The organism is Methylobacterium sp. GXF4 (genome assembly GCF_000272495.1).
GTDB lineage: Bacteria > Pseudomonadota > Alphaproteobacteria > Rhizobiales > Beijerinckiaceae > Methylobacterium > Methylobacterium brachiatum.
This window is the reverse complement of sequence record NZ_AKFK01000054.1, coordinates 96526-122046: the sequence shown is the minus strand read 5'-3', so window position 1 is coordinate 122046 and position 25521 is coordinate 96526. Positions and strand designations below refer to the sequence as shown.

Annotated in this window: 28 protein-coding genes; 13 read left to right on the top strand and 15 right to left on the bottom strand. The window is 70.9% G+C overall.

What is annotated here, in order from left to right:
- Window positions 1–112: 112 nt before the first annotated feature.
- From WYO_RS11330 to WYO_RS11320, 3 genes are all read right to left on the bottom strand, one after another.
- The gene (locus WYO_RS11330; protein WP_047170784.1) at window positions 113–1117 is read right to left on the bottom strand and encodes an Hsp33 family molecular chaperone; all 1005 of its coding nucleotides are present in this window, start codon (window positions 1115–1117) and stop codon (window positions 113–115) included.
- Window positions 1118–1425: 308 nt separating this feature from the next.
- A complete protein-coding gene (gene argF, locus WYO_RS11325) occupies window positions 1426–2406 on the bottom strand; it encodes an ornithine carbamoyltransferase (protein WP_007562413.1) in 981 nt (326 codons plus the stop codon).
- Between the two features lie 179 nt (window positions 2407–2585).
- The gene (locus WYO_RS11320) at window positions 2586–3776 is read right to left on the bottom strand and encodes an aspartate aminotransferase family protein (protein WP_007562412.1); all 1191 of its coding nucleotides are present in this window, start codon (window positions 3774–3776) and stop codon (window positions 2586–2588) included.
- A 283-nt stretch (window positions 3777–4059) separates the two neighbouring features.
- Here WYO_RS11320 and WYO_RS11315 point away from each other — a divergent pair, with 283 nt between their 5' ends.
- From WYO_RS11315 to WYO_RS11295, 5 genes are all read left to right on the top strand, one after another.
- Window positions 4060–4533, top strand: a complete 474-nt coding sequence (locus WYO_RS11315) for a RidA family protein (protein ID WP_007562410.1) — start codon at window positions 4060–4062, stop codon at window positions 4531–4533.
- A gap of 2 nt (window positions 4534–4535) precedes the next feature.
- A complete protein-coding gene (locus tag WYO_RS11310; RefSeq protein ID WP_007562408.1) occupies window positions 4536–5285 on the top strand; it encodes a glycerophosphodiester phosphodiesterase family protein in 750 nt (249 codons plus the stop codon).
- Window positions 5282–5710, top strand: a complete 429-nt coding sequence (locus tag WYO_RS11305) for a lysozyme inhibitor LprI family protein (RefSeq protein WP_007562407.1) — start codon at window positions 5282–5284, stop codon at window positions 5708–5710. Before WYO_RS11310 ends, WYO_RS11305 begins: the two co-directional genes overlap by 4 nt.
- Before the next feature lie 210 nt (window positions 5711–5920).
- Window positions 5921–7198: a GNAT family N-acetyltransferase gene (locus WYO_RS11300; RefSeq protein ID WP_007562405.1), complete on the top strand. Its 1278-nt coding sequence runs from the start codon at window positions 5921–5923 to the stop codon at window positions 7196–7198.
- The gene (locus WYO_RS11295; RefSeq protein ID WP_007562403.1) at window positions 7195–8352 is read left to right on the top strand and encodes a M20 aminoacylase family protein; all 1158 of its coding nucleotides are present in this window, start codon (window positions 7195–7197) and stop codon (window positions 8350–8352) included. The genes WYO_RS11300 and WYO_RS11295 overlap by 4 nt, the downstream gene beginning before the upstream one ends.
- A gap of 9 nt (window positions 8353–8361) precedes the next feature.
- Here the strand turns inward: WYO_RS11295 and WYO_RS11290 are convergent, their stop codons facing one another.
- The 4 genes from WYO_RS11290 to WYO_RS11275 form a co-directional block, all read right to left on the bottom strand.
- Entirely contained in the window at window positions 8362–8916 is a 555-nt protein-coding gene (locus WYO_RS11290) for a TetR/AcrR family transcriptional regulator (protein ID WP_007562400.1), read from the bottom strand.
- A 5-nt stretch (window positions 8917–8921) separates the two neighbouring features.
- Complete coding sequence (locus WYO_RS11285) at window positions 8922–9389, bottom strand: nuclear transport factor 2 family protein (RefSeq protein WP_007562398.1); 468 nt, start codon at window positions 9387–9389, stop codon at window positions 8922–8924.
- A gap of 105 nt (window positions 9390–9494) precedes the next feature.
- The gene (locus tag WYO_RS11280; RefSeq protein ID WP_007562396.1) at window positions 9495–10274 is read right to left on the bottom strand and encodes a helix-turn-helix transcriptional regulator; all 780 of its coding nucleotides are present in this window, start codon (window positions 10272–10274) and stop codon (window positions 9495–9497) included.
- 10 nt (window positions 10275–10284) lie between these two features.
- Window positions 10285–11184: an alpha/beta hydrolase gene (locus tag WYO_RS11275; RefSeq protein ID WP_007562394.1), complete on the bottom strand. Its 900-nt coding sequence runs from the start codon at window positions 11182–11184 to the stop codon at window positions 10285–10287.
- A gap of 526 nt (window positions 11185–11710) precedes the next feature.
- On the opposite strand from WYO_RS11275, the gene WYO_RS11270 reads away from it, so the two are divergent.
- Window positions 11711–12313, top strand: a complete 603-nt coding sequence (locus tag WYO_RS11270; RefSeq protein ID WP_007562389.1) for a PAS domain-containing protein — start codon at window positions 11711–11713, stop codon at window positions 12311–12313.
- A gap of 17 nt (window positions 12314–12330) precedes the next feature.
- Here WYO_RS11270 and WYO_RS11265 read toward each other — a convergent pair whose 3' ends face one another.
- The 3 genes from WYO_RS11265 to modC form a co-directional block, all read right to left on the bottom strand.
- Entirely contained in the window at window positions 12331–13980 is a 1650-nt protein-coding gene (locus WYO_RS11265; RefSeq protein ID WP_007562387.1) for a TadG family pilus assembly protein, read from the bottom strand.
- On the bottom strand, window positions 13977–14381 hold the full coding sequence (locus tag WYO_RS11260; protein WP_244424146.1) for a TadE family protein: 405 nt from the start codon (window positions 14379–14381) through the stop codon (window positions 13977–13979). The genes WYO_RS11265 and WYO_RS11260 overlap by 4 nt, the downstream gene beginning before the upstream one ends.
- Window positions 14382–14545: 164 nt before the next feature.
- Window positions 14546–15652: a molybdenum ABC transporter ATP-binding protein gene (gene modC, locus WYO_RS11255; protein WP_007562382.1), complete on the bottom strand. Its 1107-nt coding sequence runs from the start codon at window positions 15650–15652 to the stop codon at window positions 14546–14548.
- A 65-nt stretch (window positions 15653–15717) separates the two neighbouring features.
- Here modC and WYO_RS11250 point away from each other — a divergent pair, with 65 nt between their 5' ends.
- Window positions 15718–16374, top strand: coding sequence for a glutathione S-transferase (locus WYO_RS11250; protein WP_007562380.1), 657 nt, complete (start codon window positions 15718–15720; stop codon window positions 16372–16374).
- Window positions 16375–16413: 39 nt separating this feature from the next.
- On the opposite strand, the gene modB is transcribed toward WYO_RS11250, so the two are convergent.
- The 4 genes from modB to WYO_RS31525 all read right to left on the bottom strand — a co-directional run bounded on the left by modB (window position 16414) and on the right by WYO_RS31525 (window position 18543).
- Complete coding sequence (gene modB, locus WYO_RS11245) at window positions 16414–17106, bottom strand: molybdate ABC transporter permease subunit (RefSeq protein ID WP_007562378.1); 693 nt, start codon at window positions 17104–17106, stop codon at window positions 16414–16416.
- A gap of 10 nt (window positions 17107–17116) precedes the next feature.
- Window positions 17117–17923, bottom strand: coding sequence for a molybdate ABC transporter substrate-binding protein (gene modA, locus WYO_RS11240; RefSeq protein WP_007562375.1), 807 nt, complete (start codon window positions 17921–17923; stop codon window positions 17117–17119).
- 115 nt (window positions 17924–18038) lie between these two features.
- On the bottom strand, window positions 18039–18356 hold the full coding sequence (locus WYO_RS32155) for a hypothetical protein (RefSeq protein WP_007562373.1): 318 nt from the start codon (window positions 18354–18356) through the stop codon (window positions 18039–18041).
- A gap of 43 nt (window positions 18357–18399) precedes the next feature.
- Complete coding sequence (locus WYO_RS31525; protein WP_007562371.1) at window positions 18400–18543, bottom strand: hypothetical protein; 144 nt, start codon at window positions 18541–18543, stop codon at window positions 18400–18402.
- A 310-nt stretch (window positions 18544–18853) separates the two neighbouring features.
- Here WYO_RS31525 and WYO_RS11230 point away from each other — a divergent pair, with 310 nt between their 5' ends.
- Window positions 18854–19774, top strand: a complete 921-nt coding sequence (locus tag WYO_RS11230; protein ID WP_039902755.1) for a 50S ribosomal protein L11 methyltransferase — start codon at window positions 18854–18856, stop codon at window positions 19772–19774.
- A 30-nt stretch (window positions 19775–19804) separates the two neighbouring features.
- On the top strand, window positions 19805–19993 hold the full coding sequence (locus tag WYO_RS11225) for an Rmf/CrpP family protein (RefSeq protein ID WP_007562366.1): 189 nt from the start codon (window positions 19805–19807) through the stop codon (window positions 19991–19993).
- A 12-nt stretch (window positions 19994–20005) separates the two neighbouring features.
- On the opposite strand, the gene WYO_RS11220 is transcribed toward WYO_RS11225, so the two are convergent.
- Window positions 20006–20266, bottom strand: a complete 261-nt coding sequence (locus WYO_RS11220) for a hypothetical protein (protein ID WP_007562364.1) — start codon at window positions 20264–20266, stop codon at window positions 20006–20008.
- Window positions 20267–20453: 187 nt separating this feature from the next.
- On the opposite strand from WYO_RS11220, the gene WYO_RS11215 reads away from it, so the two are divergent.
- The 4 genes from WYO_RS11215 to WYO_RS11200 all read left to right on the top strand — a co-directional run bounded on the left by WYO_RS11215 (window position 20454) and on the right by WYO_RS11200 (window position 25514).
- Window positions 20454–22286 carry an aminopeptidase P family protein gene (locus WYO_RS11215; RefSeq protein ID WP_007562362.1) on the top strand — a complete coding sequence of 611 codons (1833 nt, stop codon included), beginning with the start codon at window positions 20454–20456 and terminating at the stop codon, window positions 22284–22286.
- Between the two features lie 131 nt (window positions 22287–22417).
- Entirely contained in the window at window positions 22418–22711 is a 294-nt protein-coding gene (locus tag WYO_RS11210; RefSeq protein ID WP_007562360.1) for a hypothetical protein, read from the top strand.
- On the top strand, window positions 22698–23207 hold the full coding sequence (locus WYO_RS11205) for a hypothetical protein (protein WP_007562358.1): 510 nt from the start codon (window positions 22698–22700) through the stop codon (window positions 23205–23207). Before WYO_RS11210 ends, WYO_RS11205 begins: the two co-directional genes overlap by 14 nt.
- Window positions 23208–23363: 156 nt before the next feature.
- Window positions 23364–25514, top strand: a complete 2151-nt coding sequence (locus tag WYO_RS11200; RefSeq protein WP_007562356.1) for a protein-disulfide reductase DsbD domain-containing protein — start codon at window positions 23364–23366, stop codon at window positions 25512–25514.
- Window positions 25515–25521: the final 7 nt, after the last annotated feature.

Below are 25521 nucleotides of genomic sequence, written 5' to 3'. Positions count from 1 at the left end.
CGCGATCCTCAAAAATTCACGCAACGAATACTGATGCATCCGCGTTTCGCGTGCAGAAGCTTGGCCGTTGTTGGCCGAAGAGCCGGGCCGATCGTACGCGCGGCCCGGGCCTCTACTGGTTCGGCTGCGCGCCGATCTCGGCCTCGACCTCCTGCGGGTCGAGATCGTAGCGGCGGGAGCAGAATTCGCAGGTGATGACGATGCGCCCGTCATCCGCCACGATGTCGCGCCGCTCCTCGGGCGAGAACGAGCGGATCATGCCCATGACGCGCTCCCGCGAGCAGCGGCAGGCCTCGTGCACCGACTGGCGGTCGAACACCCGCACGCCCCGTTCGTGGAACAGCCGGTAGAGCAGGCGCTCGCTCGACACGCTCGGATCGACCAGCTCGTGATCCTCAACGGTGCCGACGAGCGAGCGCGCCTCGACCCAGGCATCGTCCTCGACTGCCTGCCCGGACAGGTGCGTGTGGCCCTCCGGGATGTCGCCCGGCGGCAGGTCGGCGAGGCGAGCCCGGTCGATCGACTGGGGCAGGAACTGCACGATCAAGCCGCCAGCGCGCCAATGCCCAGCGCCCTCCTCCACGGCCTCGGCGACCGCGAGGCGCACCTGCGTGGGGATCTGCTCCGACTGGCGGAAATACTGGTGCGCGGCCTCCTCCAGGCTCTGGCCTTCCAGGGCGACGACGCCCTGGTAGCGGCTGGCGGCGGAGCCCTGGTCGATGGTCATGGCCAGATGGCCGGCACCGATCAGGTCGGCATCCTTCAGCGGACGCGCGCCCAGGGCCGCAACCTTTTCCGCGTCGAACCGCGCGGTGGCGCGCAGGCGGTCGGGCGCCTCGAAATCGACCACGATCATCGCCACCGGGCCGTCGGTCTTGGTCTGGAGCTGGAACCGGCCCTCGAACTTGAGCGACGAGCCGAGCAGCACCGTCAGCGCGGCGGCCTCGCCCAGGAGCCGGGCGACGGAATCCGGGTAGCCGTGGCGGCGCAGGATCGTGTCCACCGAGGGCCCCAGCCGGACCAGGCGCCCGCGCACGTCGAGCGCCTCGACCGCGAAGGGCAGCACGGCGTCATCCGTACCGCCATGGCCATTGCCGACAGGCTGCCCGGCCTGCATCTGGGATTGCGACTCTGGTCCTGAGGTCATGCCCGCTCCGATCGATACGCCCGGCTCCGGCGGCGGCCGCTCCGACGTGCCGGGGCGCAGATCCCGCTCCGGCGAGGAGCGGGATGGCGTGAGGAACAGGGCCCGTTCGGAACGATCTGATCCCTCACCCCGCCCGCGCCCGCACGGGAGAGGGGGCGCGTCGCGCCACATCCGTCGCCGGGGTGCTGCCGTCCGGCAGCCGTGATGGGGAGGCGGGCCGCGAGAGCCGCCCGCTCACCCCCATATGGGGCGCGGTCCCGAAAAGCGCGAGCCCGGGATCAGGGCGTGCCCGCGCCCAGGCACCAGGCCAGGATCCCCTTCTGCGCGTGCAGGCGGTTCTCGGCCTCGTCGAACACCACGGAGCGCGGCCCGTCCATGACGTCGGCCGTGACCTCCTCGCCGCGATGGGCGGGCAGGCAGTGCATGAAGATCGCGTCCGGGTTGGCGGCCGCCATCAGCTTGGCGTTTACCTGGTAGGGGCTCAGCAGGTTGTGGCGGTGACCCTCGTCGTCGTCGCCCATCGAGACCCAGCAATCCGTCACCACGGCATCGGCGCCCTGGACGGCCGCGAAGGCGTCGGTGGTGACGTTGATCTTCGCGCCCTCGCGCTTGGCCCAGGCGACCAGAGCCGGAGGGGGCGCCAGTTCGGGCGGGCTGGCGATGTCGAGGCTGAAGTCGAGCCGCGCGGCCGCGTGGACCCAGCTCGCCAGGACGTTGTTGGAATCGCCCGACCACGCCACCTTGCGGCCCTTGATCGGCCCGCGATGCTCCTCGAAGGTCATCACGTCGGCCATGATCTGGCAGGGATGCGAGACCTTGGTCAGCGCGTTGATCACCGGCACGGTGGCGTGCTCGGCCAGCTCCAGCATCTGACCGTGGTCGAGAATGCGGATCATGATCGCGTCGACGAAGCGCGACAGCACCTGGGCGGTGTCGCCGATGGTCTCGCCGCGGCCGAGCTGCATCTCGGAGCCGGTGAGCATCAGGGTCTCGCCGCCGAGTTCGCGCATCGCCACGTCGAAGGAGACGCGGGTCCGGGTCGAGGGCCGGTCGAACACCATGGCGAGGGTCTTGCCCACGAGCGGGCGCTCGGCGGCGCGCTCGCCCTTTCGGCGGCGCGCCTTCATGGCGGCGCTCGCATCGAGCACCCCGCGCAGCTCCGCCCCGGAGAAGTCCTTGAGGTCGAGGAAGTGGCGGGGGCCGGCACCGTTCAGGTGCGGGACTGGGGCACGCGCCCGGCCGTCAATCTGGGCTTTCATCGCGTCACGTTCGCTAGAGCCTGCTCCACGATCACCTGATCATGAACGACACTCTATCTCCTGGTGAGGGGCATTCTCGTCACGCGCGGCGGGGATCGACCGCGCCCGAAAATGCTTCGCACCGCCCTGCGCCGGAACGCGGCGCAGGGCGGTGATTCTGAAACTGCGGGATCGACGTGCTATTCGGCGGCCCCGCGCAGGGCTTCGAAGGATGCGGCGGCCTCGTCGAGCCGCCGGACCGCCTCGTCGATCTCGCTGTCGCTGACGATCAGCGGCGGCAGCAGGCGGACGATGTTGTCGCCGGCCGGGATGACCAGGAGATGGGCAGCCCGGGCGGCGGCGGCGAAATCGGTGTTCGGCACGCCGAGCTTGAGGCCGAGCATCAGGCCCTCGCCGCGGATCTCCTGGAAGACATGCGGGTGGCGGTCGCGCAAGGACGCGAGCTTCTGCTTGAGCAGGAGCCCGGCATGGGCGACGCGGTCGAGGAAGCCGTCCTCCAGCACCACGTCGAGCACGGCGTTGCCCACCGCCATGGCGAGCGGGTTGCCGCCGAAGGTGGTGCCGTGGCTGCCGGCGGTCATGCCGCGGGCCGCCTCGCGGGTGGCGAGGCAGGCGCCCATCGGGAAGCCGCCGCCGATGCCCTTGGCCACGCTCATGATGTCCGGGGTGATGCCCGACCATTCATGGGCGAACAGCTTGCCGGTGCGCCCGACGCCGGTCTGGACCTCGTCCATGATCAGCAGGAGGCCGTTCGCGTCGCAGATCTCGCGCAGGCGGCGCAGGTCCGCATGCGGGATCACCCGCACGCCGCCCTCGCCCTGGATCGGCTCGATCATCAGGGCCGCCGTTTCCGGCCCGATCGCGGCCTCCAGCGCGGCGTAGTCGCCGGCCGTGACCTGGTCGAATCCGTCGACCTTGGGGCCGAAGCCCTCGATGTATTTCTGCTGCCCACCGGCCGCCAGCGTCGCAAGGGTCCGCCCGTGGAAGGCGCCCACGAAGGTGACGATCCGGTAGCGCTCCGGATTGCCGCCGGCGGCGTGGTACTTCCGGGCGATCTTGATCGCCGCCTCGTTGGCCTCGGCCCCCGAGTTGCAGAAGAACACCACGTCCGCGAAGGTCGCGTCCACCAGGCGGCGGCCGAAGCGCTCGCCGCCCGGGATCTCGAACAGGTTGGATGTGTGCCAGATCCGGCTGGCCTGCTCGGTGAGCGCGCCGACCAAGTGCGGATGCGCGTGGCCGAGGCCGTTGACCGCGATGCCGGCGCCGAAATCGAGGTATCGCTCCCCGGCTTCCGTCACGAGCCAGGCGCCCTCGCCGCGCTCGAAAGCGAGCGGCGCGCGGACGTAGGTCGGCAGAAGGGCTGACGTCACGGATCCCGTCTCCGTCGTTGTAAAGGCTTGGAGCAAGCGTTAGCCGGCTCCAAATGAAAGTGCCGCCTCGTCATGGGCGGCACGCGCGCGATTACTATGAATCAACCGCCTCCTGTCAACGTTGCAGGGACCATGCCGTTCGCCCCACCGCTCTGCGCGAGGCTTGCGCGGACCGGATTTCAGTGACGCCTTAACGGGCTAGTCCGCTTGGCCTATCCCCTTGCGCGGCGGGGGGCGGGCATGCTCCTGCTCCCGCAGATTCGAGTCAGCGCGGGAGAATCGCATGAGCACGATCAAGGACCGTCTCGAGAAGCTGGGCCTCACCCTGCCGAAGGCGGCGGCACCGGTGGCGAACTACGTGCCGTTCGTCCGCACCGGCAATCTCGTGGTCATTTCCGGCCAGGTCTGCTTCGGGCCGGACGGGACCATCGCCCCCGAGCACAAGGGCAAGGTCGGCGGCAACGTCTCGGCCGAGGCCGGCAAGGCGGCGGCCCGGCTCTGCGCCCTCAACGTGCTGGCCCAGCTCGAGGCCGCGGTGGGCGACCTCGACCGCGCCCTGGAGCAATGCGTCCGACTCGGCGGCTTCATCAACGCCGCGCCCGGCTTCTCCGCGGTGGCGGGCGTGATGAACGGCGCCTCGGACCTCATGGTCGAGCTGCTGGGCGATTGCGGCCGCCATGCCCGCTCGACGGTCGGCGTCGCCGAACTGCCTCTCGACGCCGCCGTCGAGGTCGAGGCGATGTTCGAGGTCCGCTAGACGTGGCCGCTCCCGACTGGCTCACCGCGCGGCCGATCGCGCATCGCGGGTTGCACGACCGCGCGGCGGGCCGGCCGGAAAACACCCTGGCCGCCGCCCGCGCCGCTGTGGCGGGCGGTTTCGCCATCGAGTGCGACGTCCAGCTGAGTGCCGACGGCGAGGCGATGGTGTTCCACGACGCCGCGCTCGGCCGGCTCACCGGGGCGAGCGAGGCGATCGGGGCCAAATCCGCAGCCGAGCTGGGCACGTTGTCCGTCGCCGGGACCTCTGAGACGATCCCGACCCTGGCGGACTTCCTGGCGGCGGTCGCCGGGGCGGTGCCGGTCGTGATCGAGGTCAAATCCCGCTACGACGGCGATCCCCGGCTGGCGACCCGTGCGGCCGAGCTGGCCGCCGCCTATGGCGGTCCCGTGGCGCTCAAATCCTTCGATCCGCAGGTGGTCGCGGTTCTGCGCGACCTGTGCCCGCCGGCGATTCCCCGCGGGATCGTCGCCGAGACAACCCAGGACGACCCGGCCTATGCCGCCATGCCCTGGGCGACGCGCCGGGCCTTGTCGAACCTGCTCCATTTCGCCGACAGCCGGCCGGATTTCCTGTCCTGGCGGGTCGATGATCTGCCCTGCGCGCCGACCTACCTGTGCCGGCTCCTCAGCCGCATCCCGGTGATGGCCTGGACGGTGCGGAGCGAGGATCAGCGCGCCCGCGCGGGCGCACACGCCGATCAGATGGTGTTCGAGGGTTTCGTTCCATGACAGCGACGATCGCGGTGCGCCGTCGGATCGTCGGGGCGGCGGCCGGCCTCGCCGCAATCCTGCTCGCGTCGATCCCCGCTTTGGCGGCCGATCGGTGCGAGAGCATGGTCCAGTCGGACCTCAACGAATGCGCGCGTGCCGATTATCGCACCGCCGACGCCGCGCTGAACGCGGTCTATGTCCAGCTGATGAAGAAGGTCGGTCCGAAGACCAAGGAGGCGCTGCGGGCTGCGCAGAAGGCCTGGCTCTCGTATCGGGATGCGACCTGTGCCCTCGAAACCATGGGCCTGGAGGGCGGCTCCGCCTACCCGATGGAATTGAGCGGCTGCCTCAAGGGGCTGACGGATGCGCGCACCAAGGCGCTGACGGCATATCTCGCCTGCAAGCCGGATGACGTGAACTGCGTCGGCGCATTCCAGGAGTAGGCCGGGGTCGAACGCGAGGCGTTCGGTGCGCGGCCGCCTCCGCAGGCCCGGTCCAGGCGCCCCCGGACGATCGCATCGTCGCGCCGCCTTCCGCCCGCCGCCCCGCTGCGCGCCCGGGGGCGTGACGCCGTCGGCGATCTGACAAGGCCGCCGGGCAGCCGCGCGCATCCGCCCGCTTGCCCGGCTGCCGACCCCGGTTAGATTGAGCCCATGAAGCAAGAACCCGGGCCGGCGCCGGAGACTCCCACACTCACCGTGCGGGCGATCCCCGGCTTGAAGGAGATCGGCGCGGCGGCCTGGGATGCCTGCGCGTTCTCCCCCGAGACCCTGGCGGCGGGTGACGAGACCCACAACCCGTTCGTCTCGCACGCCTTCCTGTCGGCGCTGGAGGAATCCGGCTGCGTCTCGCGCAAGACCGGCTGGCTGCCGCTTCACGTGTCGGTGGAGCGCGACGGCACGCTGCTCGGCCTGGCACCCTGCTATCTGAAGTCCCACAGCCAGGGCGAATACGTGTTCGATCACGGCTGGGCCGACGCCTACGAGCGGGTCGGCGGCTCCTATTACCCGAAGCTGCAGGTGAGCGTGCCGTTCACGCCCGTGACCGGTCCGCGCTTCCTGATCGCCCCGGGCGCGGATCCCGATGAGGCCACCGCCGGCCTCGTCGCGGGCCTGCGGGCGCTGCGGGGCGAGACCAAGGCATCCTCGGTCCACGTCACCTTCATGCGCGAGGCCGAGTGGGACCGGGCCGGGGCGGCGGGTTTCCTCCAACGGACCGACCAGCAGTTCCACTGGGAGAATGACGGCTACGCGAGCTTCGACGATTTCCTCAACGCCCTCGCCTCGCGCAAACGAAAGAACATCCGCAAGGAGCGGCGCGACGCGCTCGCGCCCGGGATCACCGTCGAGCACCTGACCGGCGCCGCCATCACCGAGGCCCATTGGGACGCGTTCTACGCCTTCTACATGGACACGGGCGCGCGCAAATGGGGGCGCCCCTACCTCAACCGCCGGTTCTTCTCGATCCTGTCGGAGCGCATGGCCGACCGGGTCCTGCTGATCATGGCCAAGCGGGACGGCGCGTACATCGCCGGCGCGATCAACCTGATCGGCGACACGGCGCTCTACGGACGCAACTGGGGCTGCATCGAGGACCACCCGTTCCTGCATTTCGAGATCTGCTACTATCAGGCGATCGATTTCGCGATCCGCCGCGGCCTCAAGCGGGTCGAGGCCGGGGCGCAGGGGGAGCACAAGCTCGCCCGCGGCTACAAGCCGGTGCTGATGCATTCCGCCCACGACATCGCCGATCCGGCCTTCCGGCGGGCGGTGGCCGATTACTTGCAGCGGGAGCGCGCCCACGTCGCCGAGGCGGTGGACGTCCTCGACACGCTCACGCCGTTCCGGCGGACCGACGAGGTCCGCACGCCCGGAGCCTGCGACGCCGCGGCAGACCCCGCACGACACGCCCCCGAGAGCCCGAACACATGAGCCCCATCGACCACATCAAGACCTTTGCCGACGAGCTGACGGCCCTGCGCCGCGACCTGCACGCCCATCCGGAACTCGGCTTCGAGGAGGTCCGCACCTCCGGCATCGTCGCCGACCTTCTGGAGACGTTCGGCTGCGAGGTGCATCGCGGGATCGGCGGCACCGGGGTGGTCGGGCTGCTCAAGGGCCGCACCGACAACGGACGGCGGATCGGCCTGCGCGCCGACATGGATGCCCTGCCGATGGATGAAGAGACCAACCTCCCCTATCGCTCGACCTATCCCGGCAAGATGCACGCCTGCGGCCATGACGGCCACACGACCATGCTGGTCGGCGCCGCCCGTTACCTCGCCGAGACCCGCAACTTCGACGGCACCGCGGTCTTCGTGTTCCAGCCGGCCGAGGAGGGCCGTGGCGGCGCCCGGGCGATGCTCAAGGACGGGCTGTTCGAGAAATTCCCCTGCGACGAGATCTACGGCCTGCACAACCAGCCGGGCGGCCACGGGCGGATCAAGCTGCGCCCCGGCCCGGTCATGGCGGCGGCCGACTTCTTCGACATCCACATCCGCGGCACGGGCGCCCACGCGGCCCAGCCCCATGGCGGCAACGACCCGATCATCATCGCCACCGGCCTCGCCCAGGCGCTGCAGTCGATCGTGTCGCGCAACGCCGACCCGCTGAAGTCGATCGTGCTGTCGATCACCCGGATCGAGGCGGGCACCGCCTACAACGTCATCCCGGAGACGGCCCACCTGGCCGGCACGATCCGCACCTTCGACAAGGAGGTCCGGGCGCTGGCGGGGACCCGCATGCGCGCGATCGCCGCCGGGTTCGCGGCCGCCTACGGCGCCGAGGTCAAGGTCGAGATCCACGACATGTTCTCGGTCCTGGAGAACGCCCCCGAGCAGGCCGCCGCCGCCACCGCGGTCGCGACCGAGCTGCTCGGGGCCGCGAATGTCGAGCCGAACGCCGTCCCGAAAATGGGCAGCGAGGATTTCGCCGACATGGCCCAGGTGGTGCCGGCCGCCTATGTCTGGCTCGGCTCCAACCCGGGTCCGGGCCTGCACAACGCCAGCTACAATTTCGACGATTCGATCATCCCGATCGGCAGCGCTTTCCTGGCCCGGATGGTCGAGAGCCGCACCGCCGCCTGAGGCGGCCGCTCAACCCGCTGCGGTCGCCATCCGCGACCGCAGCGTCGCCAGGGCGCGAGCGAAGAGCGCGGGCTGATCGAGCGCCCGAGCCAGCACGATCGCTCCCTGGATCTGCGCGACGACCTCTTCCGCCAGCGCCGTGCTCGCCGCCGCGTCCTGCCCCGACCTCCGCAGGGCGTCGGCCAGGGCGGCGACCCAGCGGGCGAAGTAGCCGCGCACCGCCTCGGCGAACAGGTCGCGGCTCGTGCCCAGAGCCAGCACGCCGACCAGGCAGACCCGTTGCCCGGACCGGAAATAGCTCGCGACGGAATCGAACATGTCCGAGATCGCCCGCTCGGGCGGATCCCGTTCGCGCAGCGGACGGTACAGGTTGGTCTCGAACCAGGCGTCGATCTCTTCGAGGACGCAGGCTGCCATCTCGGCCTTGCCGCCCGGGAACAGGTGATAGAGGCTGCCCTTGCCCAGGCCCGTCGCTTGGCTGATCAGCGCGAGGCTGGCGCCCGCATAGCCGTGCTCGCGGAACACCTCCGCGAGCGCCGGCAGGACCTCGGACCGCGCCGTCACCGCTTCTAGAGGCCGAGGTCGCTTAGGCCCGGGTGATCGTCCGGGCGCCGGCCCAGCGGCCAGTGGAATTTCCGATCGGATTCCGCGATCGGCAGGTCGTTGATGCTGGCGATCCGGCGCCGCATCAGCCCGTTCGCATCGAATTCCCAGTTCTCGTTGCCGTACGAGCGGAACCACTGTCCCGCCGCATCGCGCCACTCATAGGCGAAGCGCACGGCGATCCGATTGCCGCCGAAGGTCCAGAGCTCCTTGATCAGCCGGTAATCGAGTTCGTGCGCCCATTTCCGCTGGAGGAAGGCCACGATCGCCTCGCGTCCCGTCAGAAACTCGCTGCGGTTCCGCCAGACGCTGTCCGGCGTGTAGGCCAGTGACACCCGCTCCGGGGCGCGCCCGTTCCAGGCATCCTCGGCCATGCGGGCCTTCTGGGCGGCGGTCTCTTCGGTGAAGGGCGGAAAGGGCGGACGGTCCGACATCGCGCATGTCCTCGCATCTTTGTACCGATCGGTACAAAGATGCGCGGGTTGGTATGCCAAGTCAATGGAGCAAGCGTCGCGGTGGGTGGCCCGTATCACCGGCGTTCATGCGGCCTCGGGCTCGGCGCCCGCGGTCCGGTAGGCAGCCGGTGCCGTCCCGGTCATGCGGCGGAACATGGAGGCGAAGGCGCTGGGGCTGTCGTAGCCCAGCGTGAAAGCCGCCTCCGCGACCGATCCGCCGCCGACGAGAATGGGCAGCGCGGCCAGCACGCGGGCCTGTTGCCGCCAGATCGAGAACGGAACCCCGAGGTCTCGCTCGGCCAGCCGCGCCAAGGTCCGCGGTGAGGCTCCCCCGATCTCGGCGAGGGCCGCCATGTCCCGCCGGCGACCCGGATCGGCCAAGACGGTCTCGCAGACGCGCCGAAGCCGGGGATCGGCCGGCATCGCGAGGCACAGCCGGCAGCGCGGGAGCAGGCCCACCTCGTCGAGCAGGACGGCAAAGAGACGGTCTTGCCGCCCGTCTTCGTCCGCCTCAGGGACAGGCTGGATCGCGCGCAGGATCAGCTCGCGCAAAAGCGGCGTCACCGCGAGGCTCGCCGGCTCGTTCGGCAGGGACGCCGGCACGGCCGGGGCCGCGATGTAGAGGGTCCGCAGCGAGACCGCGCCCCGGGCGCGCATCGCGTGAACGATGCCGGCCCCGACCCAGAGCGCCCTCTGCGGCGGCACGAGCCAGAGGCTGCCGGCCGCGCGGATCTCCATCACGCCGGCCGTCGCGTAGATGAGCTGCGCGCGGGGGTGGCAATGCGGTCCGACGGTCCCGTTATCCGGGTAATCGCAGCCGACGCAGATGACCTTCGGGCCGGGAACGGAGGCAGGGCGGAACACGGCGGATGGGTCAGGCGAATGCACCGAGATGGGCGACCAGAAAGTCGCGCGCGGCGGTGCTGGTGCGGTCGAAGTGCCGGAGATACGGGTCGAAATGGCCGCCCGGCACCATCACGAGGTCCTTGGGCGGCAGGGCGCGCTGATAGGCCTCCAGGCACAGGTCGGTGGCGGTCAGGACATCGTCCTGGGCGACGATCATCAGCAGCGGCGTCGGGCTGATCCGAGCGATATGCACGCCCGGCTCGTTCTCGCGGGACAGCTCGGCGCTCCGCAGCGTCACCGCGTTGTGCCAGTTCGGTGCGAAATCGTGCGTGCCGGTGAAGAAGGCGTGACCGTCCGGTCCCGGCATCGCGCAGGGCTGGAGCGGGTCGGCCGATACGGCCGGCAGCATGGCCGGCGCCGCGCCGCGGAAGCGGGCGGCCCGGTCCGCCTCGAAACGGCGGAGCTGGCCCGGCACGAGATCGGACCGGGTCCTTCGCTGCGCCGAGAGGGAGCCGCTGATAAACGGCACCTGTGCAACCACGCAGCGGACCCGGCGGTCGATCGCCGCCACCTCGATCACGTGGCCGCCGCTGTAGCTCGTGCCCCAGATCCCGATCCGCGCAGGATCGATCCACGGGATCGTCTGCGCGAAGCTGATCGCATCCCGGTATCCGCGCTTCTGCAGCACCGGGTCGACCTCCTGCCGGGGCAGCCCCTCGCTGGCGCCGAAATTGGCATGGTCGTAGACGAGGACGCCCAGTCCCGCCGCCTGGAAGACCTCGGCGTAGCGGTCGAGATACTGCTCTTTGACCGCCGAGAAGCCGTGGGCCATCACCACGGCTGCGGCAGTGTCCGCCGCTGCGCCCGGCCGGTAGAGCCACCCGCGGAGCGTCCGACCCTCCGAACAGAACTCGACATCGCTTCGCATCGGCGGCTCCCTGAAACACCGGGGCATCGTGCCGGACGATCCATAGGCTGGCGCCGCCGAACCGGTCAAAGAACGCGCTGGATCGGCCAAAGCTTTGTGTCGCCCGATCCGGCTTCCCGCCGTCGACAGCCAAGCCGAACGGTGCGACTCTCATCTGCAAAGACCGCGCGGAGCGGGAGCGGATGGGACGAACGGGGAGGCCTATGACGCCGGATGTTCGGGAATCGCGGGCGGCTTTGATCCTGCTCGCGGCGGTGGTCGGCGCGGTTCTGCTGTTCGGCGCGTTCACGTTGATCACGCAGATCGGCTGAGGCCGTTGCCGAAACGTACAACTCCCGCGCGTTCGCGCTGCCGGGAGAACGCCGCAAGCCGTGGGCTGCTCGCGCCAAATTGTCTCGCTGCGTCAGTAGAATGACCGGGAGGGAATTGAGGTTGCGCTGTTGAGTTAACCACCTCTTAATTCCATCAAGGGTTGTATGACTGCGAGGGATGCGTGCGAGGGGCACGCCGGTTTCGGAGGTCGCCCATGGTTGTTGACGCGATCAAGCGCACGCGCGGCTTGCCGGTCGATCTGTCGGCAGCCCTCGACGCTTCCGGCGTCATCGGTGCGTGGTCGTGGTCGCCCCGCTCCGAGCGCTGCATCTTGGATGCCGGCGCCGCCGAGGTGCTGGCGGGCGATCCCGGCCTGGCCGGCCGGCCGATCCCCCTGGAGATCGCCCGATCCTGCATCCATCCCGAGGACCGCCCGGCCCTGGTGCGCCATTTCCAGGCCGTGTGTGAGCGCGGCGGCCCGTTCGTGGCCGAGTACCGCACCCTGTCGCCGTCCGGTCAGGTCCGGTGGATCCTCGACCGCGGCCGCGTGCCCGCGAGTGCCTCGAGCCGACGGACCGGGCACGGCCTGATCATCGACGTGACCGACAGCCGGCGCGACGCCGATCAGGATGTCGCCGCGCGCATCGAGCCGCTGGACGCGCTGTCGGTGGCGATCGACCGGGCCATCGAGTGCAGGGATGCGCTGGAAGGGGTGGCGGATTCCGAGCTGCAATTGCTGATCGATATGCTGCTGCTGCGCCTCGGCCAGAGCATCGCCAAGGCGCCAGCCGGCGCCGGGGGCCGGCGCGGCCATTGAGGAGCCGGGCGACGGCCTCACTGCACCAGCACGGCCTGGCTGCAGAGGGTGCCGTCCATCTCGATATCCGCGTAGCCGATCCGCAGGCCGAGGCTGCGCAAGACCTGGTCGAGCACGAAGTCCAGGGGCCCGGCGGCGAGGCCGAGCGTCGTGGCGAGGGCGGATTGCAGCAGCGGGTTCAGCCCCAGGCCGTTCAGGTTGAGGCTGAGGTTGCCGAGCAGGCTGCCGGTCAGGGATTGCAGGACGTTCCCCGACGATACCGTCCGCACGGTGTGGTTGGCGATGTCCGCATCCGTGAAGGTCAGCGTCTGCGTGCCCGCGCCGATATTCGTCACCGTCCGGCCGGAGACGTTCACCAGCGGCAGCCCGATCAGGACGGCGGGCTGCGACAGGTCCGGGCTCGTGCTGCCACCCTGGATCGAGGCCCGCGACACAGCGGCGATCGCCAGGGTGGCGAGCCCTGTCTGCGCCTCGATGGTGGCCTGGCGCCCGCCGCTCGCACCGGAGCAGCTGAGCGTGCGCAGGGTCGCCTGGGCCGGCGCGACCTCGGCGTAGATCGGCAGATACACGGTCCCGAGCCCGAGCGGCGCCGAGACCGTGGCCTCGATCAGCAGCCGGGTCTGCGCGGTCTTCACCGTGGCGTTGGGGCTGCCGGGGCGGACCCAGCCGGAGCTGCGGCGGCGTTCGCCGATCGCCAGGGTCAGCCGGGTCGAGAGCAGGCCCGGCACGGTGGCGCCGAGGTCGATCGCTACCTGGTTCTGCCCGTTGGCCAGCGACGCCGTGGCCGCCACGAGGTCCATCAGGTTCAGCGAAGGGCCGGCCAGGCCGCGCCCGGGGGCGAGCGCCGCCACATCGCCCAAGGCGTCGACCTGCCCGACCGGCACGAGGTTGCCGGCATTCGGCAGGGCGTTGAGGATGCCGGAGAGGGCCGAGACGGCGGCGGAATTGCCCTGCGCGGCGACCCGCATCGCCATCAGCATCTGCCCGACGCTGGCATGGGCCTGGACGATCTCGGTGTAGTTGGCCGCCTGCAGGTTGAGGCTCGCCGCGAGCGCATCGAGCACGCGCAGGCCGTCGATCTTGGCGCTGGCCAAAGCGGCGTAGTCGCTGACGCCCAGCGACAGCTTGGCCCCGAGCAGGGCGCCGAGCACGGCATTGGGGATGCCGTCCTTCAGGCCGGCGGTGCCCGAGCCGATCGTGAACGCCGCGAATTGCGCGCTGGCGGCGGTTCCGGTGACCCGGATCGGCACGGTGCCGGGCAGCCCGATCGCCCGGCCGAAGGTCACCGGCACGGTGGTCGCCAGGCCGACCCGCACGGCGTTGGCCGGGCTCACCCCAGGGTTGAAACGACTCCCGGGGGCGACGTTGGGGGCGCTGGCATCGTAGCCGCCGGTCGCCACCGTCGCCTGCGCGGCGTCGTAGCCGTTGTCGCCGAGGGAGCGGCGCGCCACCGCGTCGGCCTTGACCGGGTCGACGGCCGCCAGCATGGCGGCGATGTCGGCCGCGCCCTGCGCCTTGCGCCGGGCCTGGAACACCTGGCCGAGATCGATCCCGACCGCGCCGGCACCCATCAGCAGGGAACTGCCGAGCGCCACCAGGATCACCACGTTGCCGCCCCGGGCCCGGCCGAAGCTCCGGGCCAGAACCGCTGCCCGCCCTCCGGTCACAAGCCGCCCTTCCGGATGCTGATGGTGCTGCGCAGGACTGTCGGGAGCATCGGGATCAGCTTGGAAAAGGCGTTGATCCCCAGCGTGTTGGCGTCCAGGGTGAGGGTGACCGTGTACATTGTGGCGTCCTTCGGGTCGGGACCGACCAGGACCTTGACGCTCTCCGGACGGAACATCGCGCCGCTGCTGAGGCTGCGGAGCACCATGGTCTGGGCCAGGGTCTCGCGCTCCTTGTCGGTGACGCCCGCGATGGAGGCGCGGGCGGCTTCGGCCGCGATCTGACGCAGGTTGTGGGCGGCACCCAGGCAGATGCCGAAGGCGGTGATGCCGGCGAACAGCATCAGCAGGATCGGCGCGACCAGGGCGAATTCGACTGCGGAACTGCCGCGGCGGCAGGCCAATCCGGCGCGACCGTTTCGCTTAAGGACCCGGAGCCAGCTCATCGAAACGCCCTTCAAAGCTCGTGCAGCCGCTGCAGCCGCACAACCCATGGTGGCATTAATTTTCTAATCAAAGGTTGTGGTCATCGCCCGAATTCCAGTGCTTCGGCGCGAATACGGGCGGCTCAGATTGCCACGGCGGGTCGCAGCGTCCCGATTCCCGCCGGATCGAAGGCGGCGCTCTTGATCACGACATGGACCGGGCGTCCCGGCGCCAGGTCCAGCTCGCGGATCGCGGCCGCGGTGACGCGCGCGGCGATCAACGCGCCGTTGCAATCGATCTCCACCGAGACCTCGGCGCCGCTCGGAGTCAGCGTCGCGACCCGGCCTGGCAGGATGTTGCGCGCGCTCAAGCCCCGGGGACGCTCGGTCGCCACCAGCACGTCGCGGGCGGGGATCCGCACGCGCAGCCGCGTCCCGATCGCGCGGGCCGCCAGGCCCGGCACCAGCAGCTGCCCGGCCTGGCCGGTCAGCCGGGTGAGCCTGGTCTCGGGATCGGCTCCCGCGACGACCATGTCGAGGAGCGCCCCGGCTTCCGCCTCGTGGATCGGCACGAGATCGGCCCGGCGCAGGATCGCCTCGGCGGGGCCCGACGCGGCCACGCGCCCGGCTTCCAGCACGATCACCGTCGTGGCGAGCCGCGCCACCTCGGCGACCGCGTGGCTGACATAGACGATGGGCACGCCCGCCTCGTCGCGCAGGCGCTCGATATAGGGGAGGATCTCGGCCTTCCGGGCCTCGTCCAGGGCCGCCAGCGGCTCGTCCATCAGCAGCAGGCGCGGCTTGGCGAGCAGCCCCCGCCCGATCGCCACCCGCTGGCGCTCGCCGCCGGAGAGGCCCGCGGGCCTCCGGTCGAGGAGGTGGCCGATCCCGAGCATCTCGGTCACCGCGGTGAAGCCGGCCGGGTCGGCTTGCTGGCGCCCGAAGACGCGGCCGTAGCCGAGATTGGTCCGCACGCTGAGATGCGGGAACAGCCGTGCATCTTGGAACACCACCCCGACCCGACGGCGATGCGGCGGAAGGAAGATCCCCGCCGCGCTGTCGACCAGCGTCGCGCCGTCAGTGACGATCCGGCCATGATCCGGCCGGGCCAGCCCCGCGATGAGGTCGATCAGCGTCGTCTTGCCGGAGCCCGAGCGGCCGAACAGGGCGGTCAGACCCGGCCCCGCCGCGAACGCCGCGTCGAGGGCGAAGGCGCCGCGCCGGAGATGGACATCGACCTGGATGCTCACGGGCCGCGTCCCTGGCGGCACGGGCGGCGGCGCGACGCGTTGGACAAAGCCATGGAGCGCCTCCGATGATCACCGTCCACCATCTCGAGAACAGCCGCTCGCAGCGCGTGCTCTGGCTGCTCGAGGAACTCGGCCTGCCTTACACGGTCAAGCGCTACGCCCGGGATCCCAAAACCATGCGGGCGCCGCCCGAACTCGTAGCCATCCACCCGCTCGGCAAGTCGCCGGTCATCACCGAGGACGGGATCGTGGTGGCCGAGACCGGCGCCATCGTCACCTACCTGACCGACCGGGCCGGGGGTGCCCTGGTGCCCGCGCCGGGAACGCCCGAGCGGGCGCGCTACACCTACTGGCTGCACTACGCCGAGGGCTCGGCCATGCCGCCGCTGCTGCTCAAGCTGGTCTTCGCACGTCTCGCCCCGGGCAGCCCCTGGGCCCTGCGGCCCCTGGTTCGCCGGATCGCCGACACGGTGCTGCGGAGCTTCGTCGATCCGGACCTGCGCCGGCACGCGGCCTTCTGGGAAGGCGAGCTCGCCGACCGGCCGTATTTCTGCGGGGCCGACTTCACCGCGGCCGACATCATGATGAGCTTCCCGCTCGAAGCCTTCGCGGCGCGCGGGACCGGCGCTGGGCCGCGGGTCACCGCCTGGCTCGCGCGCATTCATGCCCGCCCGGCCTACCGGCAGGCGCTGGAGCGGGGCGGACCTTACGCCTATGCCTGATCGCGGCCGGCCTACCGGCATTCTGGCTCGTCCCGCCATTCAGCCGGCTCGCAGACGTCGCGCGGCGCGCGAGGCCAGGAATTCCGAGACCAGCAGGGCCGCCACCGACAGGGCGACCGAGATCAGGGTCAGGCGCAGAGCCGGCCCCTCCCCGCCGGGGACCTGGGTCAGCGTGTAGATCGCCGAAGGCAGGGTCTGGGTTTCGCCGGGGATGTTCGACACGAAGGTGATCGTTGCGCCGAACTCGCCCATCGCCTTGGCGAAGGCGAGCACGGCGCCCGCGATGCAGCCGGGCAGGCTGAGCGGCAGCGTCACGGTCAGGAAGACCGCGAGCGGGCTCGCCCCGAGGGTGCCGGCCGCCTGTTCGAGCCTGGGGTCGACCGCCTCGATCGACAGCCGCATCGCCCGGACCATGAGCGGGAATCCCATCACCGCGCAGGCCAGGGCCGCCCCGGTCCACCGGAAGGCGAAGACGATGCCGATCTCCGCCAGTGCGCTGCCCAGGAAGCCGCGCCGCCCGAGCGCGAGCAGCAGCAGGTAGCCGGTCACCACCGGGGGCAGGATCAGCGGCAGGTGGACCAGCCCGTCGAGCAGCGCGCGGCCCGGGAAACGGCGCCGCGCCAGCAGCCACGCCACGGCGAGGCCCGGAAGCAGGCTCGCCAGCGTGGCGACGCTCGCCACCCGCAGGCTCAGGGCGACGGCGTTCCAGGCGTCGGGGGGCAGGCCGAACAAGGTCGCGGGTCTAGTGGCCGGCGCCGGGCGTCCCGACCAGTGTAAAGCCCTGGCGCTCGAAGGCGCCCCGGGCCGCCGGGCTGCGCAGATAGGTCAGCAGGGTGGCGGCGTCGGGATTGCGCGACTCCTTGATGAGGGCCGCCGGGTAGATGATCGGCGGGTGGCTGTCGGACGGGAAGGTCGCGACCACATGGACGTTCGGCTCGGCCGCCGCATCCGTGGCGTAGACGATGCCGAGCGGCGCCTCGCCCCGGGCGACCAGCAGCAGCGCGGCCCGCACGTTCTCGGCCTGGGCGACCTGGCCCTTCACCGAATCCCAGGCGCCGAGCTTCTCCAGGGCGGCCTTGCCGTATTTCCCGGCCGGGACGGCATCGATGGTGGCCATCGCCAGCTTGCCGCCCCCGAGCATCCGGGTGAGCGTCGCGCCGAGATCCGGCGCGAGCGCCACCTGCGGATCCGAGCCCACAATCTTCGGGCCCGTCGCGATCAGCACCAGCGCGTTGCGCAAGAGGTCGATGCGGGAGCCCGGCTTCAGGCTGCCGGCCTTCTCGGCATAGTCCATCCAGGCCTGATCGGCCGAGATGAACAGGTCCGCCGGCGCCCCGGCCTCGATCTGCTTGGCGAGGGCGTTCGAGCCCGCATACGAGATCCGGACCGCCTTGCCGGTCTCCTTGGTCCAGTTGGCCGTCGCGTCGTCCAGCGCGTTCTTCAGGCTGGCGGCCGCGAAGACGACGACGGGCTCTGCCGCGTGACCCCGGCCCGCCGGGACGAGCGCCAGCGCGGCGAGCAGGATCCAGATCCGTCGGGAGACGCGCATCGGCTCGGGAATCCCCTATTCGCCACCCGTCATCCGGCCGGGTGCCCGGGGACCATAAGACCGCCGCCCCCGCGGGCCAAGCGCGGCGCAGGGGCTGGCGGGCATTCCGACATGTTCAGGCGTGCGGCGGCTCCCGGCGCTCCTTCGGCGTGGCTTCCGCCCGGTGGAGCCGACTCAGCAGGACCAAGAGATGGCCCGGCAGCGGACCGTCCGGGGCAGGCCCGCCGAAGAGCCGCTCGCGGGGCGACGGAAGGACGGCCCCGTCATTCACGACGACGGGCCCGCGCGGTCCGGAACGCTTGGACTTGATCACGCTGTACGCACCCTGCTCGATGATGCCTCTCGAGAAAGCCGGCAAAAACGCCGCCTCGCGCAGCCGGTTCCGCAGGCAATCGGTGGATTCTGTGGTTAACGCGCAGACACGCTGCCGCATTCCTAGGCGCCATCCGCTGCGAATCGCGGAAGCCGTCGCCCGGTCACCAGGTCCGGATGTCGCGCTGGTCCGTCGCGTCGCCGTCCGGCGCCGGCGACATGCCGGTCGCGACCAGCGCGGCCCAGAGCGTGGCCGCCAGCGTGGTCGTGAGCGTGACGGCAAGGCTGACGAGAAGAGGCGAGTTCATGGCTGCGCTGTCATCAGATCAAAACGGGCGCGCCGGACCCCGAAGAGCGGCGCGCCAGAGTTGAGGGTCTGGCCTTGGGGAAGCCGAGACTGTTGTAATCTGCGATGTCGCGAGCGGAAACTGATTTAGATGGTTTCTAGCACGTGTATTGTCAGATGTGTCTGAGCAGCAACAAACCACCGAGGCCGATCGAAAGGCCGGCCTCGATTCGCCCGGCCGTGCCGGGTCGGCTCCCGCGGACGGACGGGAATGCGTTTTTTTCGCCCCTGCCCCTGTGATGCGGCGCGCCCGGGCGCTACAGCCGGGCATCATGCTCGAAGGTCTGCCGCCCCACCGCCCGACTCACATCCTGCGCCTCACGACCGACGAGCGGTCGGCCCGGGCGATGACGGATCTGCTGGGCGAGATGTTCGATCCCACCGAGACCGCCGTTGCGGCGTTCGAGGACGAGGATGGCCGCACCTGGCGGCTGGAGGCCTATTTCGCCGACGCGCCGGACGAGGACTACGTCCGCGACCTGATCCGCCCGGTGATCGGGGACGAGGCCGATATCGCCGAGTTCCGCACCATCGATCAGCAGGATTGGGTCCGCACCTCCCTGGAGGGGCTGAAGCCGGTCCGTGCCGGCCGCTTCCTCGTGCACGGCTCGCATGACCGCGACGCCGTGCGCGGCAACGACCTGCCGATCGAGATCGAGGCTGCCCTGGCCTTCGGCACCGGCCATCACGGCACGACCCTCGGTTGCCTGCGGGCGCTGGTCTCGGAGCTGAAGCGGCGGCGCCCGGCGCATGTCCTCGACGTGGGCACCGGGACCGGGATCCTGGCCTTCGCGGCCGCCAAGGCGTTGCGGCAGCCGGTGGTGGCCGGCGACCTCGACGGCGTGGCGGTGCGCACCGCCCGGGAGAACGCCCGACTCAACGGTCTGGGGCCCTACCTCAAGCTCTACGAGGGGCCCGGGGTGCGCCACCGGCTCGCGGACCGGCCGCGGCACTTCGACCTCGTCTTCGCCAACATCCTGGCTCGTCCCCTGCGGCGGCTGGCCCCGAGCCTGTCCCGGGTGGTCGCCCCCGCGGGCGTGCTCGTGCTCTCCGGGCTGATCGAGCGCGACGTGCCCGGCGTGCTCTCGACCTATCGCCACCAGGGGTTCCACCTCGTGCGCCACGGCCTGATCGAGGGCTGGGTCGCCCTGGTGCTGGCGCGGGGCGGTGCGGCGAAGCGGCCGCGCCGCTGAACCGGCGACCGGCCCGCGCATTGCCCGGGCATGAGCCAGACGCTGCACCACGATCCCCTTGCCGATCCGATCACCGAGGGCGCGTATGCACGGGCCCGGGGCCGGCCCAAGGACGCCTGTCCCTATCCGGCTGACTCGCCCGCCCGCATCGCCTGGCTCGAAGGCTATGACGGTGTGCCGACCGGCCGTGCCCGGGACCTGCCGCCGGCGAGCGCCTGACCGACGGCCGCGCTATCGCGCGGTTCGGAGCGTCCCGGGTCGGGCCGCATCCTCCGGGGCCGTCTCGGCGTCCGGGCTGCCCGCCGCGTCCGCTTGCGCCACCGGAGCGCCCAACGCGGCCATCAGCACGCGCAGGCCCTCCACCCATTCCTCGGCCTCGGCCAGCGAGCCGAAACCGTCGCGCCGAATCACCGTATCGGGCTCGATCGTGGTGATGGCGTCGAAGAGGCCGTCGGGTCTGTCGCTGATCCGGTAGAAGACGCGGCGTGGCATGAGCGGGAGATAGGGCAAAGAACTGGCGTGATAAGATTGCGCACGACACTAAACCATAGGTTACAGCGTCGGGCTGCGTTCAGCGAAGGAATTGTCGGCGTCCGGGAGTCCCGATGCCGAACCGAGCAGCGCGCTTCCGGATCCCACGCGGTTGCGACCAGGGACCACCCGGCGATAGGCTCCCCCGATGACAGAGCCATGTCCGCCCCGACCCCGTTTCCAGACCTTCGACGATCCGAGCCACCGCAAGGGGGCGGAGCGGATCGAGGCGCTGCGCGCGGCCCTGCGCGAGAGCGCGCTGGACGGCTTCGTCGTGCCCCGGGCCGATGAGCACCAATCGGAATACGTGCCGGCCGACGCGGAGCGGCTCGCCTGGCTGACCGGCTTCACGGGCTCGGCCGGAACCGCGGTGGTGCTGATGGAGTCGGCGGCGCTGATCGTCGACGGCCGCTACACCCTGCAGGCGCCCGAGCAGGTCGATACCGGCGTGATCACCGTGGTGCCCCTGGCCGAATCGACCGCCGAAGCCTGGATCGCCGACAACCTGAAGCGCGATCAGGTGCTCGGCTACGATCCATGGCTGCACACCTCGGATGGTGTTGGACGCCTGGAGCGGGCCGCGGTGAAGGCCGGCGGTTCGGTGCGCCCCGTTCCGAACCTGGTCGATGCCGTCTGGGCCGGGCGCCCGAAGCCCCCCGCCGGGCCGGTGGTCATCCATCCCGAGGCCTTCGCGGGCGAGACGGTCGCCGAGAAACTCACGCGGGTGCGCGACGCCCTGGCCGAGGGCGGCTGCGACGCCCTGGTGATCTCGGACCCGCACAATCTCGCCTGGGCGTTCAACCTGCGCGGCTCCGATGTCGGCCACACGCCGCTGGCGCTCGGCTACGCGATCCTGCCGCGCGAGGGGCGGGCCCGGCTGTTCCTGTCCTCACCCAAGGTCGATCCGGCGCTGCGGGCGGCCCTGGCGCCGGTGGCCGAAATCCTGTCGCGCGCCGATCTCGATGATGGGCTCGGCTCGTTCAGCGGCGTGCGCGTCCGGGTCGATTCCGCCACGGGCGCCGTCGCCCTGAAGGAGAAGATCGAGGCCGCGGGTGGGACCGCCGATATCGGCAAGGACCCGATCACCGGCATGAAGGCGGTCAAGAACGCCGCCGAGATCGCCGGCACCCGCGCCGCCCATACCCGCGACGGCGCGAGCGTCGTGCGCTTCCTGGCCTGGCTCGACGGCGCCGCCGAAGCCGGGGGCTTGAGCGAGATCGCCGCGGTGGAGGCCCTGGAGGATTTCCGCGCGGCCGGCGGCGACCTGCGCGACGTGTCGTTCCCGACGATCTCGGGTTCCGGCCCGAACGGGGCGATCGTCCATTATCGGGTGACCCGCGCCAGCGACCGGATCGTGCGGCCGGGCGAGCTGTTCCTGATCGATTCCGGGGCGCAATACCCGGACGGCACCACCGACATCACCCGCACGGTCGCGGTCGGTGAGCCCACCGAGGCGATGCGCGACCGGTTCACCCGGGTCCTGAAGGGCCACATTGCCATCGCCCGGGCGGTCTTCCCCAAAGGCACCACCGGCGCCCAGATCGACGCCTTCGCCCGCGCGCCGCTCTGGCAGGCGGGGCTCGATTTCGACCATGGCACCGGCCACGGCGTCGGCTCGTTCCTGTCGGTGCACGAGGGCCCGCAGCGCATCGCCAAGACCGGGACCGTCGCCCTGGAACCCGGCATGATCCTGTCGAACGAGCCCGGCTACTACGCGCCCGGCGCCTACGGGATCCGGATCGAGAACCTCGTCCTGGTCGAGCCGCGCGCCATCCCGGGCGGCGAGCGCCCGATGCTCGGCTTCGAAACCCTGACGCTCGCCCCCTACGACCGGCGGCTGATCCGCCCGGACCTGCTCGCACCGGAGGAGCGGGCCTGGATCGACGCCTATCACGCCCGGGTGCGCGACACCCTCGCGCCGCTCCTCGATGCGGAAACCCGCGGCTGGCTGGACCGCGCGACGGCGCCGCTGGCGGAGTGAGGGCGGGCTGTCGCTCAAGGCTTGCCCTTGTGCGGGCGCAGGCGGCAAGACAGAGTGAACGGACCTCCGAGTCGGCCTCCGTTCGTTCGCGCCATGGGCTGGCCGATCCGGATCATCGAGAGTGATCGATCGTGCCCCGACGTTCTCCGGATCTCGCCGAAGTCGCCAAGAAGGCCGCCAACGCGTCCTTCGGCAGCCCCCTGGTGCAGGCCGTCCGCCTCGGCGACATGGAAGGGTCTGATGGCGATGATGTCCGGCGCGTGCAGCTGATCGTCTCCGACGACGCTATTCAGCAGCTCGACGGCGACAAGTTGCTCGATGCCGGCCTCGCCATCAGTCAGGCCTTGCGCAAAGCCGGCGAACCGCTGCGTATCGTCGTCGAATACGCCGAGCAGCGCGAGCTCGACGAACTTGGCGCTGATTAATCCCGAGCATCTGTTCAATCAGGCAGATGCTCTCCTTCGTCAGACCGGCCGTGGCTCGCTGCGGCAAGCCGACCTGCGCCGGACCTTCTCGAACGCCTATTACGGCTTGTTTCACGCGATCCTGACCGCCGCAGCCGATGAGGCGGTGGGCAGGAGGATGCGGACTCATCCGCTATGGACGCTGGCTTACCGCTCGATCTCCCATCAGCGACTGAAGAGCTTGTGCAGTGATATCTACCGGGCCAATCTGAAGCAGAAGATCAAATCTTGCGAGCCGACCGGCGGGTTCGATGTCCATACGCAAACGATAGCCCGGGCGGTCGTCGAATTGCAGGACCGGCGGCACGCCGCCGACTACGATCCGTCCCTGTCGTTCCTGCAAACGGACGCGCGGGCAGCGCTCCAGACGGCCCGGTCGGCCGTCAACCGGCTGGCCTATCTGAAGGCGGATCAGCGACGGGCGTTCCTCTACCTCATCCTGTTCGAGCCCCGCTGAGCGACCCCAGCGGCGTCATGGTCTCCGTCTCACCGCGCGGAGCGGAGGACAGGATGCGGACCCCCGCGCTATAAGTCGCCTTGTCACAGAAAAGCCGGCGCCGGTCCCGCGGACCCCCGTGTGAAACCGCGACCGCCCCGCGCGCGAAGGGACAGCATGATCCGCCGCCTCGCCTTCCTGGTCCTGATGCTCGCCGCGAGCCTGTCGGCCGCGTCGGCCCAAGGTTTCCGCACGCCGCCCGATCTCGTGCGGGCGAGCCTGGTCGCCGAGCCCGTCGCGGTGGCGGGCGCGCAGCCATTCACCCTGGCGGTGCGGATGCAGGTGAAGCCGGGCTGGCACGTCTACTGGCGCAATCCGGGCGATTCCGGCCTGCCGCCCGAGGTGACCTGGACCCTGCCGGCGGGCTTCAACGCCGGCGCGATCCGGTGGCCGGCGCCCGAGCGCATCGCGATCGCGACGCTGATGAATTACGGCTACGAGGGCGAGGTCACCCTGCTCGTGCCGGTCACGCCGCCGCCGAGCCTCGACCCGGCGGATCCCGTGCGGATCCAGGCCAAGCTGACCTATCTGGTCTGCGAGACCGAATGCGTGCCGGGCTCCGCCGACCTCGCCCTGACCCTCCCGGTGGGCGAGCCTCGGCCCGATGCCGATCAGGCCGCCCTGTTCGCCCGCGCCCGGACCGCCCTGCCCACCCCGGCGCTCTGGCCGCTGCGCCTGTCCAGCCAGGGCGACACCCTGCAGCTCGATTTCGCCGCGGCGGGTCTCAAGCCCGAGGCCATCAAGAGCGCGTCCTTCTTTCCCTATTCCGAGACCGCGATCGACAATGCCGCCGCGCAGGTGATGACCGTCGACGAGGCCGGCCTGCATCTCACCCTGGCCCGGAGCAGCCCCGCCGAGCCGGCGCCCGCCGCCCTGCCCGGCGTGCTGACCGTCGAGGAGGCGACCGGCGCCGGCACGCACCGCCTCGCTTTCGCGTATGGCGACGAGCCGGTTCTGCCGGCCCCGACGGCGGCGCCCGAGGCCCCGGCCGCGCCGCGGGCGGCCCCCGCCTTCGACGCCCTGACGCTGGTGAGCGCGGTCGGGCTCGCCTTCCTCGGCGGCCTGATCCTCAACCTGATGCCCTGCGTCTTCCCGGTCCTGTCGATCAAGGTGCTGGGCCTCGTGCGGCACACCGGTGAGAGCGCCGCCCGCGTCCGGCTGCACGGCCTCGCCTACACGGCGGGCGTGCTTGTGAGCTTCCTCGGCTTGGCCGGCCTGTTGCTCGCCCTCAAGGGCGGCGGGGCGGCGATCGGCTGGGGTTTCCAGCTGCAATCGCCGGCGGTGGTCGCCGGCCTCGCCTATCTGCTGCTCGCGATGGGCCTGAGCCTGTCGGGGGTGGTCCATCTCGGCGGGCGGCTCGCCGGATTCGGCGACGGTCTCGCCCGGCGCTCGGGGCTCAGCGGCTCGTTCTTCACCGGCGTGCTGGCGACCCTGGTGGCGACCCCCTGCACGGCGCCGTTCATGGGCTCGGCGGTGGGCTTCGCGCTGACCCAGAGCGCCGGCGTCGCCCTCGCGGTGTTCGCGAGCCTCGGGCTCGGCCTCGCCCTACCGTTCCTGCTGCTCACCCTGTGGCCGCCGGCCCTGCGGGTGTTGCCGCGTCCGGGCGCCTGGATGGAGACCCTGAAGCAGGTTCTGGCCTTCCCGGTCTACGCCACTGTGGCGTGGCTGGTCTGGGTCCTGGCGCAGCAGGTCGGGCCGCAGGGGCTGCTCGCCGGGCTGATCGGCCTCGTGCTGGTAAGCTTCGCCGCCTGGGCCTGGGAGCATGGGCGCGCGGCGACGCCGGGCTTCGGGCGGGTCGCCCAGGGGCTCGCGGTGCTGTCGATTCTGGCAGTCGCAGGCCTGACGCTCAGCCTCGACCGCGACCGGGCGGCCCCCGCCGCCCAGGCCGCCGCTGACGGCGTCCAGCCGTTCACCCAGGCCCGCCTGGATTCCCTGGTGAACGAACACCGGCCGGTCTTCGTGAACATGACCGCCGCCTGGTGCATCACCTGCGCGGTCAACGAGACGACCTCGCTCTCGACCCAGGCGGTGCGGGCGGCGATGGCGGATCGGGGCGTCACCTACCTGAAGGGCGACTGGACCAACCAGAACCCGGAGATCACGCGCTTGCTGGAGAAGCACGGGCGCAGCGGCGTGCCGCTGTACCTGCTCTACACCGGGACGGGGGAACCCCAGGTGCTGCCGCAGATCCTCACTGAGGGGACGGTGCTGGCGGCCCTGGAAACGGTGCCGGCCTCAGCCAACAAGAGCGCGGCGCTGGCTCGGTGACCGGACG